10 protein-coding genes are annotated in these 16,255 nt (G+C 70.3%); 4 read left to right on the top strand and 6 right to left on the bottom strand.

All coding sequences use genetic code 11. The features are described from left to right. Nucleotides 1-168 precede the first annotated feature (168 nt). The 3 genes from proA to FHR38_RS26850 all read right to left on the bottom strand — a co-directional run bounded on the left by proA (nt 169) and on the right by FHR38_RS26850 (nt 7,638). On the bottom strand, nt 169-6,126 hold the full coding sequence (gene proA, locus FHR38_RS26860; RefSeq protein ID WP_184537431.1) for an anti-phage protein ProA: 5,958 nt from the start codon (nt 6,124-6,126) through the stop codon (nt 169-171). A 157-nt stretch (nt 6,127-6,283) separates the two neighbouring features. After that, the gene (locus FHR38_RS26855) at nt 6,284-6,679 is read right to left on the bottom strand and encodes a VOC family protein (RefSeq protein WP_184537429.1); all 396 of its coding nucleotides are present in this window, start codon (nt 6,677-6,679) and stop codon (nt 6,284-6,286) included. 62 nt (nt 6,680-6,741) lie between these two features. Beyond that, a complete protein-coding gene (locus FHR38_RS26850; protein ID WP_184540266.1) occupies nt 6,742-7,638 on the bottom strand; it encodes a helix-turn-helix domain-containing protein in 897 nt (298 codons plus the stop codon). A 148-nt stretch (nt 7,639-7,786) separates the two neighbouring features. Here FHR38_RS26850 and FHR38_RS26845 point away from each other — a divergent pair, with 148 nt between their 5' ends. Next, a complete protein-coding gene (locus tag FHR38_RS26845) occupies nt 7,787-8,842 on the top strand; it encodes a hypothetical protein (RefSeq protein WP_184537427.1) in 1,056 nt (351 codons plus the stop codon). Between the two features lie 249 nt (nt 8,843-9,091). Here FHR38_RS26845 and FHR38_RS26840 read toward each other — a convergent pair whose 3' ends face one another. After that, nucleotides 9,092-9,571 (bottom strand): PLAT/LH2 domain-containing protein, encoded by a 480-nt coding sequence (locus FHR38_RS26840; RefSeq protein WP_184537425.1) that lies wholly within the window; start codon nt 9,569-9,571, stop codon nt 9,092-9,094. Between the two features lie 202 nt (nt 9,572-9,773). Between FHR38_RS26840 and FHR38_RS26835 the strand changes: the two genes are divergently transcribed. The 3 genes from FHR38_RS26835 to FHR38_RS26825 all read left to right on the top strand — a co-directional run bounded on the left by FHR38_RS26835 (nt 9,774) and on the right by FHR38_RS26825 (nt 14,418). Continuing rightward, on the top strand, nt 9,774-12,677 hold the full coding sequence (locus FHR38_RS26835) for an AfsR/SARP family transcriptional regulator (protein ID WP_184537423.1): 2,904 nt from the start codon (nt 9,774-9,776) through the stop codon (nt 12,675-12,677). 82 nt (nt 12,678-12,759) lie between these two features. Next, complete coding sequence (locus tag FHR38_RS26830; RefSeq protein ID WP_184537421.1) at nt 12,760-14,022, top strand: MFS transporter; 1,263 nt, start codon at nt 12,760-12,762, stop codon at nt 14,020-14,022. Beyond that, nucleotides 14,023-14,418, top strand: a complete 396-nt coding sequence (locus FHR38_RS26825) for a MerR family DNA-binding transcriptional regulator (RefSeq protein WP_184537419.1) — start codon at nt 14,023-14,025, stop codon at nt 14,416-14,418. Nucleotides 14,419-14,496: 78 nt separating this feature from the next. Here FHR38_RS26825 and ribH read toward each other — a convergent pair whose 3' ends face one another. Both ribH and FHR38_RS26815 read right to left on the bottom strand, forming a co-directional pair. Next, entirely contained in the window at nt 14,497-14,976 is a 480-nt protein-coding gene (gene ribH, locus FHR38_RS26820; RefSeq protein WP_184537417.1) for a 6,7-dimethyl-8-ribityllumazine synthase, read from the bottom strand. Nucleotides 14,977-14,979: 3 nt separating this feature from the next. After that, entirely contained in the window at nt 14,980-16,254 is a 1,275-nt protein-coding gene (locus FHR38_RS26815) for a bifunctional 3,4-dihydroxy-2-butanone-4-phosphate synthase/GTP cyclohydrolase II (RefSeq protein WP_312882424.1), read from the bottom strand. Between the last annotated feature and the right edge of the window lies 1 nt (nt 16,255).

Here is a 16,255-nt window from a genome sequence, read left to right as displayed (position 1 = left end):
GTTTCTCCTCCTGCTTGAGACCGACGCCGCCATCCTGCCGGCCACCTCTGACATCGCCGGGCGACGCACCACCTGTGCCGGTGCACCGTCAGGTTGCGCAGGATGATCACCGCGTCCCGGTTGACGATGCCGCCACCGTCGCTCGCGTTGGGTAGGTGAAGGCGGTGGTCAGCTCGCCGCCGCGTAGCGGCCGTCAGCCGTACGGTGGATTCGGCCGCTCATCTCGGCGATCCGCAACGCGTACCGGAGGAGTTTGTCGCTCTTCTCCGTCCGGCGACGATAGCCGAGCAGTTCGAGTGCCGACCGGAGGAGCTGGACCTCCTCGACCGGCGCCGCCCCCACGACGTGGACCAGCGCGTTGGCCATCTCCTCCGGTGGCACCTCGCCGATCGACCGGTCGGCGCTGGCCTGAGTGACCCGGATACCAGGCCAGGTCAACGGGTTGACGCCGGTCGGCCAGACGAAGGTCCCGATCTCGGGGTGTTCGCGAATCAGCTCGGGGTCGATCAGGGCGAGCACCGCGGCCCGCCGGTCGGCCCGAACCCGCGTGTACTCGAATCGGGCGAAGGTCAACCGGACCAGCCGGTGCTGCTCGATCGGCCCCTCGGCGGCAAGGACCTCCCACAACGCCTTGCGGACCGTCGCCTGGACGCCCTGGTCGGTGACGACGGAGGCGACGTCCGCCGGCCCGCCGAGCACGGTCGGCAGGTACGGCACGAATGCCCGGGTCCAGGTGCCGGTCACCCTCGCGGATGACGTTTCCGCATCAGCGGGAGAGGTCGCCACAACGGTGGGAGGCGTCGCCGGAGCGGCCCGGCCGACCGGTTCGCCACCGGGCTCGATCATCGGCTCGACCAACGGACCGGTCGCCGACCCGGCGGAGACTGCGGTGACAGCACCAGCCGACCCGGCGGAGACTGCGGCGGCGATGGCCGTCTCGATCCGGTCCAACATCGCGTTACGGTCGTTGATCCAGGCCGGCAGCCAGAACCGGACCACCTGCGGCCAGCCCATGATGCTCTGTAGCAGGGTCGGTGCCGAGTCACGGTCGGCGACCGTGCGCCGCCGACTCCACTCCGGACCGTCGAGCATGACGGCCACCTGCCAGCGTGCGGCCCCGGGCGTCCGTACGGCGATGTCCACGGTGAAGTCGGAGAGCCCGTGCCCGGTCGTGACCTCGTACCCCCGGGTCCGGATCGCCTCGGCGACCTCGTCGCGTACCCGGCTGGACCGGTCCGTCCGGGCGGTGCTCAGGTCACCGAGCCGTTCGGCGCCGGCGACGGCCAGTTCGCAGTACGCCCGCAGGTGCTGGGTGCCGACCGCCGAGGTCCGGGCCAGGTCGATGTGGCTGGGGTCGAACGAGGCGAAGAGCACCACCTGCCGCCGGGCGCGGGTGATGGCGACGTTCAAACGTCGCTCGCCACCGGCCTGGCTGAGCGGGCCGAAGTTGAGCGGCAGCAGGCCGGTATCCGGGTCGGGCGAGAAGGCGAGCGAGAAGAGCACCACGTCCCGCTCGTCGCCCTGTACGTTCTCCAGGTTCTTGACGAAGACGGGCTCGGCGGCGTCCGCCAGGTTCCGGCGTACCAGTGGGTCGTTGCTCTCCTCCAGCAGGTTGAGGATCAGGTTGCGCTGCTGGATGTTGCAGGTCACCACGCCGATCGACTGGCCGGCGGTGGCCGGGTCGCGCAGCCGTCGACCGATCTCGGCGACAATCGCCTGCGCCTCCACCTCGTTGGTCCGGCTGGCCCCCCGGTCGAACCGGCCGTCGACACGCCGCCAGTGGATCCCGGCCGACCCGTCGACACCCGGCGACGGCAGGCTGGAGAGCTGGCTGTCGTAGTAGTACCGGTTGGAGAAGGCGATCAGCGACTCGTCGTGACTGCGGTAGTGCCAGGAGAGCCAGCGCTGCGGCAACCCGGACTCGACCGCCTCGTTGAGGATGCTCTCCAGATCCTCGGGGATCGGCCCGTTCTCCTCGATCGGCTCCTCGCTGCCGTGCGCCGCCTGCATGACGGTCGTCGGCGGCATCTGCCGGGAGTCACCGACGATGACGACCGCCCGGCCCCGGCCCATCGCACCGACCGCCTCGGCCACCCGGATCTGCGACGCTTCGTCGAAGATGACCAGGTCGAAGCGGTGCGCACCGGGGGCGAGGAAGGTGGCGGCCGAGGCCGGGCTCACCAGGACGCAGGGAGTGAGCGCCAGCACCAGATCCGGGTACGTCTCGAACAACTCGCGGAACGTCTTGCCACCCCGCTTACGGCGCAGCTCCGACTCGAACTCGCCGAACCGGCCCCGCCGATCGGTCGGGTCGAAGGGGCGACGGCGGACCAGCACCGAGGAGAGTCGCTGCGGCAATGCCGTACGCAGCTCGTGGGCGGCCGACTCGTACCGGGCGATCTGCTCGTCGTGCAGGTCCGGGTCGAAGTCGTGCAGTCCGCCGACCCGCAGCCGCTCCGGCAGCGAGGCGGTGGCCACCCCCCGCTGGTAGGCCTCCTCGATATGCTCCGGGTCGACCTGCCCGGTCAGCAACTGGGCCCGGTAGTCGCCGAGCCCGGCAGCGGCCAGCACATCGCCACGGGCGAGTAGGTCGGCCCAACGGTGCAGCGGGAACAGCGCCTCGGTACGCAGGTCGCGTAGCCAGGTCGCGCCGTCGCGGTGCCACGCGTCGAGCCAGTGCGACCCGCCGGTCCAGAGAACCAGCTCGGCCGCCTCACACCGCAGGATGCCCTGCCAGGCCCGCCACCGGGCGGCCACCTGGTCCAGCAGGATCGCGCCCGGCTCGCCGAGGCTGTTCTGGAACAGCTCCCAGGCGGCCGGGTGGTTGGTCAGCAGGGTCCGGCTCATCTGGGTCGCCTGCACCGCCTCGTAGAGCTGCACCTCGGCGGCCGGGTCGGCGGGGTGCCAGTCGGCCGGCAGCCACAGGCCACCGACCACGGCCACCTGCTGGAGCAGCGCATGGGCGTGTGCCTGGGCGGCGACCAGCCGGGCCAGGATCAGCTCGATCTGCTCAGGGTCGATCACCATCAGCGGCTGGAGATAGATGGCGAGCCGTTCGGCGAGGGCCCGACGACGCCTCCCACCGCCAAAGAATCGTCGTGCGGCAGCCTGCGCCTCGGCGTGCCACCCTTCCAGTTCGTCGACATTGAGCAGGTCCGGCCGGAAGGTGGTCAGCTCATCTTCGTAGCTGTGCTGGAACTGGGTCAGCTCGGTCTGCAACCGGCTGACCGCCTCACCCCAGCCCGGGCTGCTCGCCTGCTGGGTGGTGTCCCAGTTGGGCAGCATCCCGCGTACGGCGAGCCAGGCGGCGGGGGCAAGGTCACGGATGAACTCCGGGCTGGGCAGTTCCCGCAGCAGTCGCATCAGGTGGGGCTGGGCCGCGAGCGCGGCCCGGCTCTCCTCCAGGTCGGCGGCGATCTGGGTGACCGCCTCGACGTGCAGGCCGGTCAGCTCCCGGCAGCCGCTCAGCGACCAGGGATGCTCCGGCCGGAGCCGCGCGGCGTGGGCGGCGGTGGGAAGCTCCCGCAGGGCCTGCTCCACCTGGGACCGAACCGCCTGCGGGGCGGCCAGGTAGGACACCGGTACGGGGGCGGTCGGTCCGTCGCCGTACGCGAGGAGTTGCTCGTAGGCCGACCAGAGCGACCGGCCGGTGGCATTCTCGGCGTGCACCTGTTCCGGGTAGCGGGTCAGCGGCACGAGCCGATTGCGATAGGCGTTCTCGACGCTGGCCCAGACGTTCTCGTCGCTGGTCTCCCGCTGGTCAAGTGCGTCCTGGAGTTGCTGCCGGATTGCGTTGACCGACTGTTTGCGGCCGTGCAGGTCGAGGGCGAACGGGCCGAGACCGATCTGGTCGAGGCGACGCTTGGCCACCTCCAGCGCCGCCTGTTTCTCGGCGACGAAGAGCACCGAACGGCCCGCCGCCACCGTTGCGGCGATCATGTTGGCGATGGTCTGCGACTTGCCGCTGCCCGGCGGACCTTCGAGGATGAACGACTGGCCGTGCTCGGCCATGACGATCGCCCGCAGCTGTGAACCGTCGGCCGGGATGGGCAGGTGCAGTCGCGCCTCGTCCACCTCCGGCTCGCCGTCGGCCAACGCCGGGTCGGCGAACGAGTCCCCGTACGACTCGACCAGGTGCCGTACCACCGGGTTGTCCAGGAACACCGACCAGTGGTCGGTCAGGTCCCGCCACATCTGGAAGGTGGAGAACTGCAACAGGCGCAGGTACGCCGCCTCGTCGATCCGGTAGTCGAGCTGGTTGTCGGCGAGTCGGGTCTTGATGGCGGCCAGGGTCCGGGGGATGTCGATGCCCCGCTCGTCCAGCGCCGGGTCCTCCAGTTCGGGGATCCGCACCCCGTGCCGGACCCGTAGCCACTCGACCAGGCAGTGGTTCGGGGTGGCGACCTCGGTACCGTCGATGACGATCCCGTACGGTCGCCGACCAGTCCCACCCTCGATGCGTACGGGCAGCAGGAACAGTGGGGCGAGCGCCTCCCCGCCGGTGGTCTTCGGGTGGACCAGGGTGCCGATGGTCAGATAGAGGTAGTTGCCGCCGGTCTCCTGCTCCATGGTGCGGGCCTCGCGTTGCAGCTCCCGCATCGCCTCCGTGTAGCGGGCCTGGGCGACCGAGCCGTAGACCCGTCGGCCGGTGCCCAGTTCCCGGGTGAGGATCTCCGGGTCGAGGTCCTGCGCCCGCCGGGCGTCGCCCCGGTCCGGCAGGTGGCCGACCGCGTCCTGTGGGCTGATCTCCAGTTGTTTGCCGTCGTGGATGAGATCGTCCAGTAGGGCGAGTGCCCCGACCGGGACGTGTAGTTCCAGCCCGCGTCCCCGGGTCGGCAGGTTGAGCAGCGGGTTGCGAAGGCTCAGGTCGAGCAGGGACTTCTTCCACCGTTGCATCCGGGCCGGGGAGGCATCCGACTGGAGTGGCGCGTCGTCGCGGTCGGCGGCGCTACGGTGCAGCTTGGACCGGGCACCGCCCTGGGGCAGTTCGATCGCCTCGCCACCGAAGGCACTCGTGGCGGCGGGCGTCTGCGGCGGCGTCGCGTCCGTCGTGCGGCGAGCGTCCGTCGACAGCGTCCCATCCACCGTCGGCAGCGGCCGGAGGCCCGACCGGTGGGCCAGGCGGACGTCAATCACACCCCGCAGGTCCCGACCGTTCTGGTGCTCGAAGTGGGCGAGCCCAGCCTGCACCGCGTCGGGGAAGGTGACGGCCGACGCGCCGATGCCGAGCCGGGACAGCTCCACCGGTACCGCCCGACCGGTCTCCACCATGGACACCAGTAGCCGTGGCTCGGTCACGGTTGTCGAGCCGAGCCGCTCCTCGTCGAGCAGGAAGCCGGCGAGGGCGTGCCCAGCGGTGATCCAGATCAGCGGGTGCAGCCCCGCTGCCGCCAGGCACGCGGCATAGGTGACGCAGAGGTCGAGGCAGGTGCCGGTACCTCCGGTCAGGACGGCGGCGGCGTCGCGTACCCGGTGCCGGTTGTCCTCGAACGGGGCCGCTGTTGCCTCGATGCCGATACCGCGATGGCGCAACGCCTCGTAGATCGCGCCGGCGATGTTCGCCGCCCGCTCGGGGCCGGCCTGGTAGCCCTGGAGCGCACCGGAGCCGGTACGCAGGGCCAGGATCTGCCCGGCGGTCTCCAGGATTCCGGCCACCACTCGGCCGCCGGGCTGGACGAACGCGGCGAGCGAGTCGTAGAGGGCGGGCCGGTTGAACCACTCGTCGTGGGCCAGCGCCAGGGACGGGGCCGACAACCGCAGATCGGGGTGGCCGGCGCGGTGCACCGTGAGCCGGTAGTCGAGCGGGAACGCCGTCTCGGTGAGCCGCAACCGGTCCGGATCGGGGGCGAGGTCGGCGAAGTAGTCCCAGCCCATGGTTGCGCCCGGCCGGAGCGTCCCGGTGACGGTACGCCGCCACGGCCCGGCCAGCACCTCGCCGGGGTGGGACAGTTCGAGGGTCAGCACCATCCCGGAGAGCGGTTCCTGACCGAGGTTGGTCAGCGACAGGTGGCGGACCAGCGGCACCCGGTTGCGGACCAGGGCGTAGCTGACAGCCGGCTGCACGAGCAGACCGGCTGCCAGCTGCCCGTCGTCGGCCGTGAACTGCTCAAACATGGTGCTGGGCAAGGGTTTCTCCAAGAGCCGGAGTGGAGATCGTCAGCTTACGGAGTGGGGGCGACCCATCTTCGGCTCGGGTCTCGTTGTGCGACACCGGACCGGATGAGGCGGCGTGCCGTGGCCCCAGACACCAGCCAGAGCCACGGCGATTGTCGCCTCAGTTGGCTCAACGAAGCTCTCCGCTGACAATCCACAGGTGACCGAATGGGTCACGGATGCGGCCCGAGCGCTTGCCGTAGGGCCGATTCTCGATCGGCACCACCACCTCGGCACCGTGGGCGACCATGCGTTCGCCGACTACGTCCGGGTCGTCGACCTCGACCTCAAGGAGGACTGCGGAGCCGCCGAGATCACTTGGCGAGAGCCACCCCCACGCCGAGACAGCCGGCGAGACCCGGAAGGACGAACCACCAACGCGGTGATCGACAACGGCGGGTCTCCCGTCGTCGATCAGTGGAGCACGGAGCACTTGCTCGGCACCAAGAACATCCTGGTAGAACGCCGACGCACGGTCCGGATCGGGCACGATCAGACGAGGAAGAATACGAATACTCGGGGTCATATATCCATCGTGGGGCCGGGCGACGACGGGGTATTGAACATTTGGGAACGGACGCGCCCGCATCAGCCGTCAATCCGACGTACGCCTCTCGCCCGGTGGCCCGACGTACGCCTCTCGCCCGGTGCCCGACGCCTCTCTCCCGGTAGTCGGTCGCGGGCTGACGGGCTCCGCACGGCCAGACCTTCGGCGCGCAGCCATTCAATGGGCGTGTACCCGGTCATGGCCCGCCATTCCCGGGTGAAGTGCGCCTGATCGGCGAATCCCGAGGCTGCGGCCACCACTGCCAGACCGACTTTTCCGGCACCGGCGGCGGCCACCAGCCGGCCCCGGGCAGACTCGAAGCGGACGAGCCGTTGGTACTCCTTCGGCGTCACCCCGAACTCGGTACGAACCGTACTGCTCAGGTGCCGCCGGGAGCACCCGAGCATCTGAGCGGCCTCCTGCACCCGGGTGGTTCCGGACAGGGCCGTCAGCACGGCCCGCAGCTCGTATCGGTTGGCGCGTTCGCCGTGCCGGGCCAGAGCGGTGAGCAGAGAGCGTTCGACAAGGGCGCGACGTTGCGCCCAGGACCGGCAGCCCGTCAGGCCCTCCGGCAGGTCCGCCAGCGCCGGGGCGACATCGGCGAGATCGACTATGTCTCCGGCCAGTGCCGACGCGGGGAGTCCCAGAAGCGCGCTGGCACCGAGCGGGCTGAGCGTCAACCACACGCCGCGCGTGCACCCCTCTTGCCTCAGCTCAGCCGCGCTCAGATGGAGTCCGGCAACAACCGCCCGGAGCCGTCTGCGCGAGCCGGGGCGCCCGACCCAGGCGATCTCGAGGGAGTCCTCCTCGGGGATCGTGATCGACACCCGGCACGAGGGAAGCCCACGATGAACACCGACCGAGCCTGACCCAAGGTCGTACGCAGCCAGCGTCGCCACGAACGGTGCCAGGGCGGCGGGTAGCTGCTCGGCAGGCATGGTCACCCCCGTCACGGTACGACCGTCGCGACGGTACGGCTCAGCCGATCCGATGCGATCCGGCGCCCGTCTCGTCTCGTCTCGGCTCAGCCGGTCCGGTCCGGTCCGGCGCGGCACTGTCGTCACAGCAGGCAACTACCATCGCTCGGTGATCACCCCACCGGTCCCGGCTGACGCTCTGGCCCGTCTCCCCGGGTTGGCCGCCCACGGGCGGACCACCACCCGGCTGCACCCACGACCAGCGGCGGTCACCGCCCTGGACAGCCATGTCGGTGGGCCACTGCGGTGGCCGACGGACGAGCCGTGGCCCACCTGTGACACCCCGTACGTCGTACGGGAGACGGTGCCGATCCCCACCGAACTGGTGGCCCGGCTCGACGCGGCGAAGGCCCGCCGTACCGTCGGGCACGTGCTCGCCGAGGGTGAAGCCGAGGTGCACGACGAGATCGCCCGGCTGGTGGGGCCGGGCTTCACGGGCTGGGGCTCGACGAACGGCGGGCCCGTCGTCGGTCACCGGTACGTTTCCCGCCCACATCCCCGGCCCAATCCGATGGTGGCCCTGGCCCAGTTGCGGGCTGCGGATGTTCCTGACCTGCCCCGCCCCGGCGGGGCCGACCTGCTCCAGGTGCTCTGGTGTCCGTTCGACCACGAAGACACCCGGTGGGGCCCATGTGTGCGACTCCACTGGCGGCGGGAGGTGGACGTGACCGAACTCCTCGCTGAGCCGCCGCGTGGCGACGTCGGAAACGACAGTTACCTGCCCCGTCCGTGCCGGCTGCATCCCGAGCAGATCGTCGAGTACCCGTACCCGGAGGGACTGCCGGACGGCCTCCGCGCCCAGGTGGACGCGTGGGAGGAAGAAGACGAGGACGAAGACGAAGACTACGACTATGTCGACACCTTCATGGCCCCCGGCTGGAAGGTCGGCGGATATGCCAATTGGAGCGTCACCGACCTGCTCCCTACCCCGTGCCCACGGTGCGCCGGGCCGACCGTCCTGGCGCTGGTCATCGATTCGTCCGAGTACGACGGCGGTAATCGGGACCGGTGGCGTCCGGTCGAGGAACAGGGCATCGACTCGTCGCACCCGGACTGGCACCTGCTCCAGGAGCCAACCGGCGTCGCCGTCGGCCGATACGGCGCGCTGCGTGTCTTCGTCTGTCTCCGGTGTCCGGAGACCCCGTTCCACCTCGACGTCCAGTAGTCGACGACGGCGGCCACCAGCACCGATACAAGTGATGCGGCCAGCCGTTCGGGCGCTGCCCGACTGTGCCGCCAGACCACCGGCAGTTGAAGACACATATCTTGTTGTTGCTGCACAGCACCTGCAATAGCGACAGAGGACGCCATGCCGGTCGAACCCGTAGGACGGCCGGACTGCCGGGCCCCAGAGGAGGCCCGGCAGCCGGGGTGACTCGTACGGTAGGTGGAGACCATGCGTCCCGTGCCGGTGCTACGGGCAGTCGAACCAGCGGGTCTCTTCCCCGTCACCGTAGTACGCGTTCATCGGGCAGTGGTACCACGTACCGGTGCCCTCCGAGTAGACCTGCGCATACTCCGGGTACCACTCGGAGCCGTTGCTCCCCTTGTAGACGCCGATGAAGTCGGGGCGTCCGATGTCGAACCAGGAGAACGGGCCGAACATGTCGTTGCTGTTGCGCTCGAAGTTGTCCGCGGAGTTGTCGAGGTTCACATATCCGGGCGACTCCGCGGCCGTTCCGTAGACCTTCATCCGTACGGTGGCGTCGGTCCCGGCGTTGGCGATGTCGGCGGTGTGCACGAAGATCCAGTACCTGGTGACGGCGTTGACGCCGACGCCGCCTGACTTCGTGTCGGTGGCGGCCGGAGCCGCCGAGGCGGCGGTGCCAGCGAACAGGACGCCGAGCATGGCGACGAGAACGCCGGCAAATCCGAATGAACTGCGGAAACGCATGATGACCTTCCTTGCGGTAAAGGTTGGTGAGATTCTGCGCCGGTGTCGCCGTCGCAGTGAACTCAATGTGGCAGCGCACGCTGAAACGGGGCTGATGCGCCGCTGGAACGGCACACGGTCAGGTGTGCGACTGAGCCGGCCGGGAGCCCTGGCCGCGCCGATAGCCTGGATCCGAACTCGCAATTGAGGCGGGGGCGGATCAATGCAAGTCAGACTGCTCGGACCGGTCGACATCACCGTGGACGGCGTGCCGCGTACGGTGTCCGGGCTGCGCCGCAAGGCTGTGCTCGCCGTACTCGCCCTGCACCCGGGCGAGATCGTCAGCACCGATCGGCTCATCGACGTGATCTGGGGCGACGAGGCCCCCGCCACCGCGTCCAACACGCTCCAGAGTCACGTGTCCTATCTGCGCCGCGTGATCGGCACCCGCTCGGCGATTGTGGCGCGTCCGCCGGGCTACCTGCTGGACATCCCGCCCGACGCCACCGACGTCGAGGTCGCCGAACGCCTCATCCGGGTCGGCACGCAACTGCTCGACGTCGGCACGCAGTCGGCCGACCCCCCGCAGGCCGCCGCGCATCTGCGTACCGCCCTCGCGCTGTGGCGGGGCCGGTCACTGGTGGACGTCTCCGCCGTCGACCGGCTACACCAGGAGGCCGAACGTCTGGAGCGCCTCCGGCTGGTGGCCGTACGGGCACTCACCGATGCGCGCCTGGCGCTCGGCGAGCACGCGCAACTCGTACCGGAGTTGGAGAGCCTGGTTCGGGAACACCAGCTTGACGAGCGCATCCACGAACAGCTCATGCTCGCCCTCTACCGGGCGGGCCGGCAGTCCGACGCGTTGGCGACGTACCGGCGGTTGCGCCGCACGCTCGACGAGGAGTTGGGGATCGAGCCGAGCCCGACGCTGCGTGACCTGGAATCGGCCATCCTGCGACAGGAACCGGGGTTGGACCTACCCCGACCGGCCATCGAGGTGAATGCCGCCGTTCCGGTCCGCGCGTCGGTCCCGGCACAACTGCCCCTGGCGGTACGCGGCTTCACCGGCCGTACGGGGGAACTGGCCCGACTCGACGCCCTGCTTCCTGACGGGCCGGACGGGGCCGGGCCAGCGGCGGCTGTCATCTCGGCGGTGTCCGGGACACCCGGGGTGGGCAAGACCGCACTGGCGGTGCACTGGGCGCACCGGGTCGCCGCCCACTTCCCCGACGGGCAGCTCTACGTGAACCTGCGCGGGTTCGACGCCGGCGGGCTGGTGATGGATCCGGCCGAGGCGATCCGAGGGTTCCTGGACGCACTCGGTGTTCCCGTGGAACGCATCCCGGCCGGGCTGCCCGCCCAGGCAGCTCTCTACCGCAGCCTGTTGACCGGCAGACGCTTCCTTGTCGTGCTGGACAACGCCCGCGACGCGGAGCAGGTACGCCCGCTGCTGCCCGGATCGGCCGGCTGCCTCGCGGTGGTGACCAGCCGCAACCAGCTCACCCCGCTGATCGTCACGGAAGGCGCGCACCCGCTCGCCCTCGATCTACTGTCCCCGACGGAGGCCACGAACCTGCTGGCCGGCCGGCTCGGGTCCGACCGGGTGAGCGGCGAACCGAAGGCGGTCAAACAGATCATCGACAGTTGCGCCCGGCTGCCGCTCGCGCTCGCCGTCGCCACGGCACGGGCCGCCACCCGACCCGGCTTCCCGCTGGCCGTACTCGCCGACGAGCTACGGGACACGGCCGACGGGCTGGACGCCTTCGACAGTTCGGAACCCGACACCGACGTACGGGCGGTCTTCTCCTGGTCGTACCGGGCGTTGAGCGAGCCAGCCGCCCGGCTGTTCCGGCTGCTCGGCCTGCATCCCGGACCGGACATCGCAGTCCCGGCCGCGGCCAGTCTCGCCGGCATCCCGCCCCGGCCGGCGCGGGCACTGCTTGCCGAGCTGACAAGCAGCCATCTGCTCATGGAGCACTCCCCCGGCCGGTACACCCTCCACGACCTGTTACGCGCCTACGCCACCGAACTCACCCACGAGCACGACAGTGAGCAGGACCGCCGCGAGGCGGTGCACCGACTGCTCGACTGTTACCTGCACACCGCGTGCGCGGGTGCTCGGCTGCTCCAGCCGTTCCACGAGCTGATCGACCCGGCACCGGCTCGGCCCCGTGTCGTCTCGGTCGTGCCTTCGGACGTCGAAGCAGCGATCGCCTGGTTCTCCGTCGAACATTCGGTGCTGCTCAACGCCATCACGCGGGCAACGGGTGACGGGATGTCCGGTCACGCCTGGCGGCTGGCCTGCGCCATGGCCGACTACTTCGACCGTACGGGACACTGGCGCGACTGGGAGGTGACCCACGAAACCGCGCTCGCCGCCGCCGGGCGGCTGGCCGACCAACGGGCGCAGGCTCGAATCCACTACGGACTCGGCCGGGCGCGGGCTCAGCTGGGCCGGTTTACCGAGGCCCACCTCCACCTGCGAACGGCGGCGGAGCTGTACGGCAGGGTCGGCGATCCGGCCGGTCAGGCACACACCGATCGTAGTTTCGCGTGGGTGTTCTCTCGGCAGGGTCGACACCGGGAAGGGCTCGCCGCTGCGGAGCGCGCCCTGGCCCTGTTCGAGTCCACCGGTGACCTTGCCATGCAGGCTCGGGCGCTCAACTCGGTCGGTTGGCAGTACGCCCAGTTGCACGACCACCGGCAGGCGTTGCACCACTGCCAGCGCGCACTCGTCCTGCTCCAGCAGGTCGGCGACCGCTCCGGTGAGGCCAACACCTGGGACAGCCTCGGCTACGCCCACCACCACCTCGGCGACCACCGCCAGGCCACCGCCTGCTACCAGCAGGCGATCACCCTGTTCCGGGCTCTCGGTGACCGCTACTACGAGGCCGACACGCTCACCCACGACGGGGACAGCCACCAGGCAGCGGGTGATCCGGACGCCGCCCGGCTTGCCTGGCTACAGGCCCTGGACATCCTCGACGCGCTCGGCCATCCCGATGCCGAGCCGGTCCGCGCCCGGCTCCTTCGGCTCACGTTCCGGCAGGCTGACCGAGTGCCCGGACTGCTCGACCGGTCAGCCGACGGAGTCCACCGGGAGCCAGATCCACAGGCTGTCGGGTAGCCACGACAACCTTCGCCGTTTCCGCTGCGGTGGAACCCCGGACTTGACGTTGACGCTAACGGCAAGGTTCTAGCGTCCCGGCATGACCGCACCACCTACCACCGAGCCCAGGGCCGACGCCCCGGCAGGTGCAACTGGCCGTACCCGCCGGACACCGGTGTGGCTGGCTGCCCTGTTCCTGCTGGCGTTCTCCTTCGGCACCGATGACATGATCATCGCTGGGATCCTGCCCGAGATCGCCGCCGACCTACGGGTCTCCGTTGCGGCGAGCGGGCAACTCGTCACCGTCTTCGCTCTGACCTACGCGCTGGCCGCCCCGGTCGCAGCACTACTCACCGCGCGCCTGCCCCGCCGCGCCGTGCTGGTCGGGGCCGCCGCCGTGTTCGTCGTGGCCAACCTCGGTGCCGCCCTCGCCCCGACGTACGGACTGCTGCTCGTCGTGCGGATCGTCGCGGCGCTGGCCGCCGCCACCGCCTCCCCTGCCGCGTTCGCCGTGGCGGCCACCGCCGCCCCGGCGGGTCGCCAGGGCCGTTACCTGGCAATCGTCAGCGCTGGGCTCACCACGTCGCTGGTCGCGGGCGTACCAATCGGCACGTGGCTGGGCGGCACGTTCGGCTGGCGGACGACGATGGTCTTCGTCGCGGCCGTGGCAGTGGTCGCGGGCCTGGGCCTGCTCACGAGCCTGCCCGAACTGCCCGGTGTCCCGCCGGGGTCGCTCCGCGCCCGACTCGTTCCCCTGCGCCGACCGGGTACGGCGTTGGCGCTGGTCGCGATGGTGCCCAGCGGTGCCGGCGGCATGATGTCGTACGTGTACGTCTCCGAGGTCGCCGGCCGGCTGGGAAACGTATCCGGGTCGAGCCTGGCGCTGCTGATTACCGCCATCGGGCTGGCCGGGATCGGTGGTGCGCTGCTCGGCGGCCGAGCGGTCGACGTGTTCGGCCCGCGACGTGCCATGTTGATCTTCCTGGCCGGGATGCTCGCGGCACCGGTGGTCATGCTCGGACTCGGGCTCGGGCGTACGGGCAGCCCGTATCCGTTCGTTGTCATGGTGGTCACCTTCGCCGGCTACGGGCTGGCCACCTGGGGCATCTCACCCGCGACGCAGGCGTGGCTGTTACACGGGGACGGCGGTTCCGCCGCCAACGAACTGATCGCACTCAACAACAGCTTCATGTTCCTCGGCTTTTCGGTAGCCGGTGGGCTCGGCGGCCTCGCCCTCACCGTCGGTGGTCCATTGGCCGTGCCGGCCGCTGCAACAGGATGCCTCGTCGTGGCCCTGTCGTTGTTCGCCATAGCCTTCAGGCTGGAGCGGAAACGAGGTCGACGCGATCGGAAGGGACGTTGAGTGCGAATCGGCGAACTAGCCCGTACCGCCGGGGTCAGCCCCCGGGCTGTGCGCTACTACGAGGAGCAGGGCCTGATCACCGCAGATCGGGACCACAACGGCTACCGGAACTACGACGACGGCACCGTGCCGGTGGTCCGCGACATCGCCCGACTGTTGAGCGCGGGGCTCAGCTCGGAGGACCTGCTCCGGTTCCGGGGCTGCCTGGGGCGCGAATCCAGCGTCCCGCCGGCCGCCTGCACCGTCGACACGCTGGAGGTCTACCTCAGTCGATTGGAGACGCTCGACCAGCGGATCCAGGCCCTCACCGACCTACGTGAGCGGCTGGACGAAGAAATCGGCCGGCTGCGTACCCACCTCGACAGCTCCCGTACCGGCCTAGACACCGCGCACTGAACCGGGTTGATCAAGAGATTTACGTCAGGGATCCGGTGTCAGCATGACGCCGATCTCTTGATCAACCCGGAAGAGAGGTCAACCCGGGAGGCGCAGGTCGCGGAGGGTGAGAGCGGCGTCCAGGGCCGCCACGGTGGCGGACCAGCCCTTGTCCTCGGCGGAACCGGGCAGCCCGGCCCGGTCCCGGGCCTGTTCGATGCTGTTGACGGTCAGTACGCCGTGCGCGACCGGCTTGCCGGTGTCCAGGGCGATCCGAGTCAGTCCCTCGGTCACCGACTGGCAGACGTAGTCGAAGTGCGCGGTGGCACCCCGGATCACCACGCCGAGCGCCACCACCACGTCACAGCGGCGAGCCAGTGCCTGGGCCACCACGGGTAGCTCTACCGAGCCGGCAACCCGGGCGGTGACCACCTCATCGACGCCGCACGCCTTGGCGGCGGCCACCGCCCGGTCGAGCATGTGGTCGGTCAGCTCACCGTGCCAGCGGGCGGCCACCACACCGACGGTCAGCCCGACCGCGTCCACCGTGGACGTGTCCGGTTCTCCGAAACCTGCCATGCGTCAGCCCAGTCCTTCCGTGACCTCGTCCAACTCGTCGAGCAGGTGCCCCATCCGGTCCCGCTTGGTCCGCAGGTAGCGCACGTTCTCCGGGTGTGGGCGTACCGGCAGGCCCTCCCGGCCCACCACGGTCAACCCGTAGCCCTCCAACCCGGCCCGCTTGGCCGGGTTGTTGGTCAGCAGGCGCATCGAGCGCACCCCCAGGTCGTAGAGGATCTGCGCGCCGGTGCCGTAGTCGCGGGCGTCGGCCGGCAGGCCCAGGTCGAGGTTGGCGTCGACGGTGTCCCGGCCGAGGTCCTGCAACTGGTACGCCTGGAGCTTGTGCAGCAGGCCGATACCGCGCCCCTCGTGTCCGCGTACGTAGAGGACCACGCCACGCCCCTCCTCGGCGACCCGAGCCAGGGCGGCGTCGAGCTGCGGCCCGCAGTCGCAGCGCAGCGAGCCGAACACGTCCCCGGTCAGGCACTCGGAGTGCACCCGGACCAGCACGTCCTGGCCGTCGCCGAGGTCACCGTAGACCAGGGCGACATGCTCGGCCGGGTCGTGTTCGGCCCGGTAGCCGTGCGCCCGGAACACCCCGTGCGGGGTGGGCAGTCGCGCCTCGGCGACCTGCTCCACCTGCTTCTCCGTATGCCGCCGGTGGGCGATCAGGTCGGCGATGCTGATCAGTGTCAGCCCGTGCGCGGTGCTGAACTTCTCCAGGTCGGGCAGGCGCATCATGGTGCCGTCGTCGTTGACCAGTTCACATAGCACGCCGGCCGGGCGAAGACCGGCGAGCCGGGCCAGGTCGACGGCGGCCTCGGTGTGCCCGGGGCGGCGCAGCACCCCGCCGGCCTTGGCCCGCAGCGGCACGACGTGTCCGGGCCGGGCCAGGTCGATCGGGCTGGTCGCCGGATCGGCGAGCAGCCGGATGGTGTGCGCCCGGTCGGCGGCGGAGATGCCGGTACTGACACCTTCCCGGGCGTCGACTGTCACCGTGTACGCGGTGCCCCGCCGATCCTGGTTGGTGTGGTACATCGGCGGCAGTTCGAGGCGGTCGCAGTCCTCCTCCGTCAGCGGTGCGCAGATGTAACCGGAGGTGTAGCGGACCATGAAGGCCAGCAGCTCGGGCGTGGCCCGCTCGGCGGCGAAGATCAGGTCGCCCTCGTTCTCCCGGTCGGCGTCGTCGACCACCACCACCGGTCGGCCGGCGGCCATGTCGGCAATCGCCTGCTCGATGGTGCCGAAGCCGGTGTCTGGTGCCTGGCTGGTCTCGCCTGACTCACTGGCGCTGTTCACG

It is taken from the genome of Micromonospora polyrhachis, from assembly GCF_014203835.1.
Classification (GTDB): domain Bacteria; phylum Actinomycetota; class Actinomycetes; order Mycobacteriales; family Micromonosporaceae; genus Micromonospora_H; species Micromonospora_H polyrhachis.
Note: the sequence above shows the minus strand (reverse complement) of the source record. Positions and strands in the feature narration are given on the sequence as shown.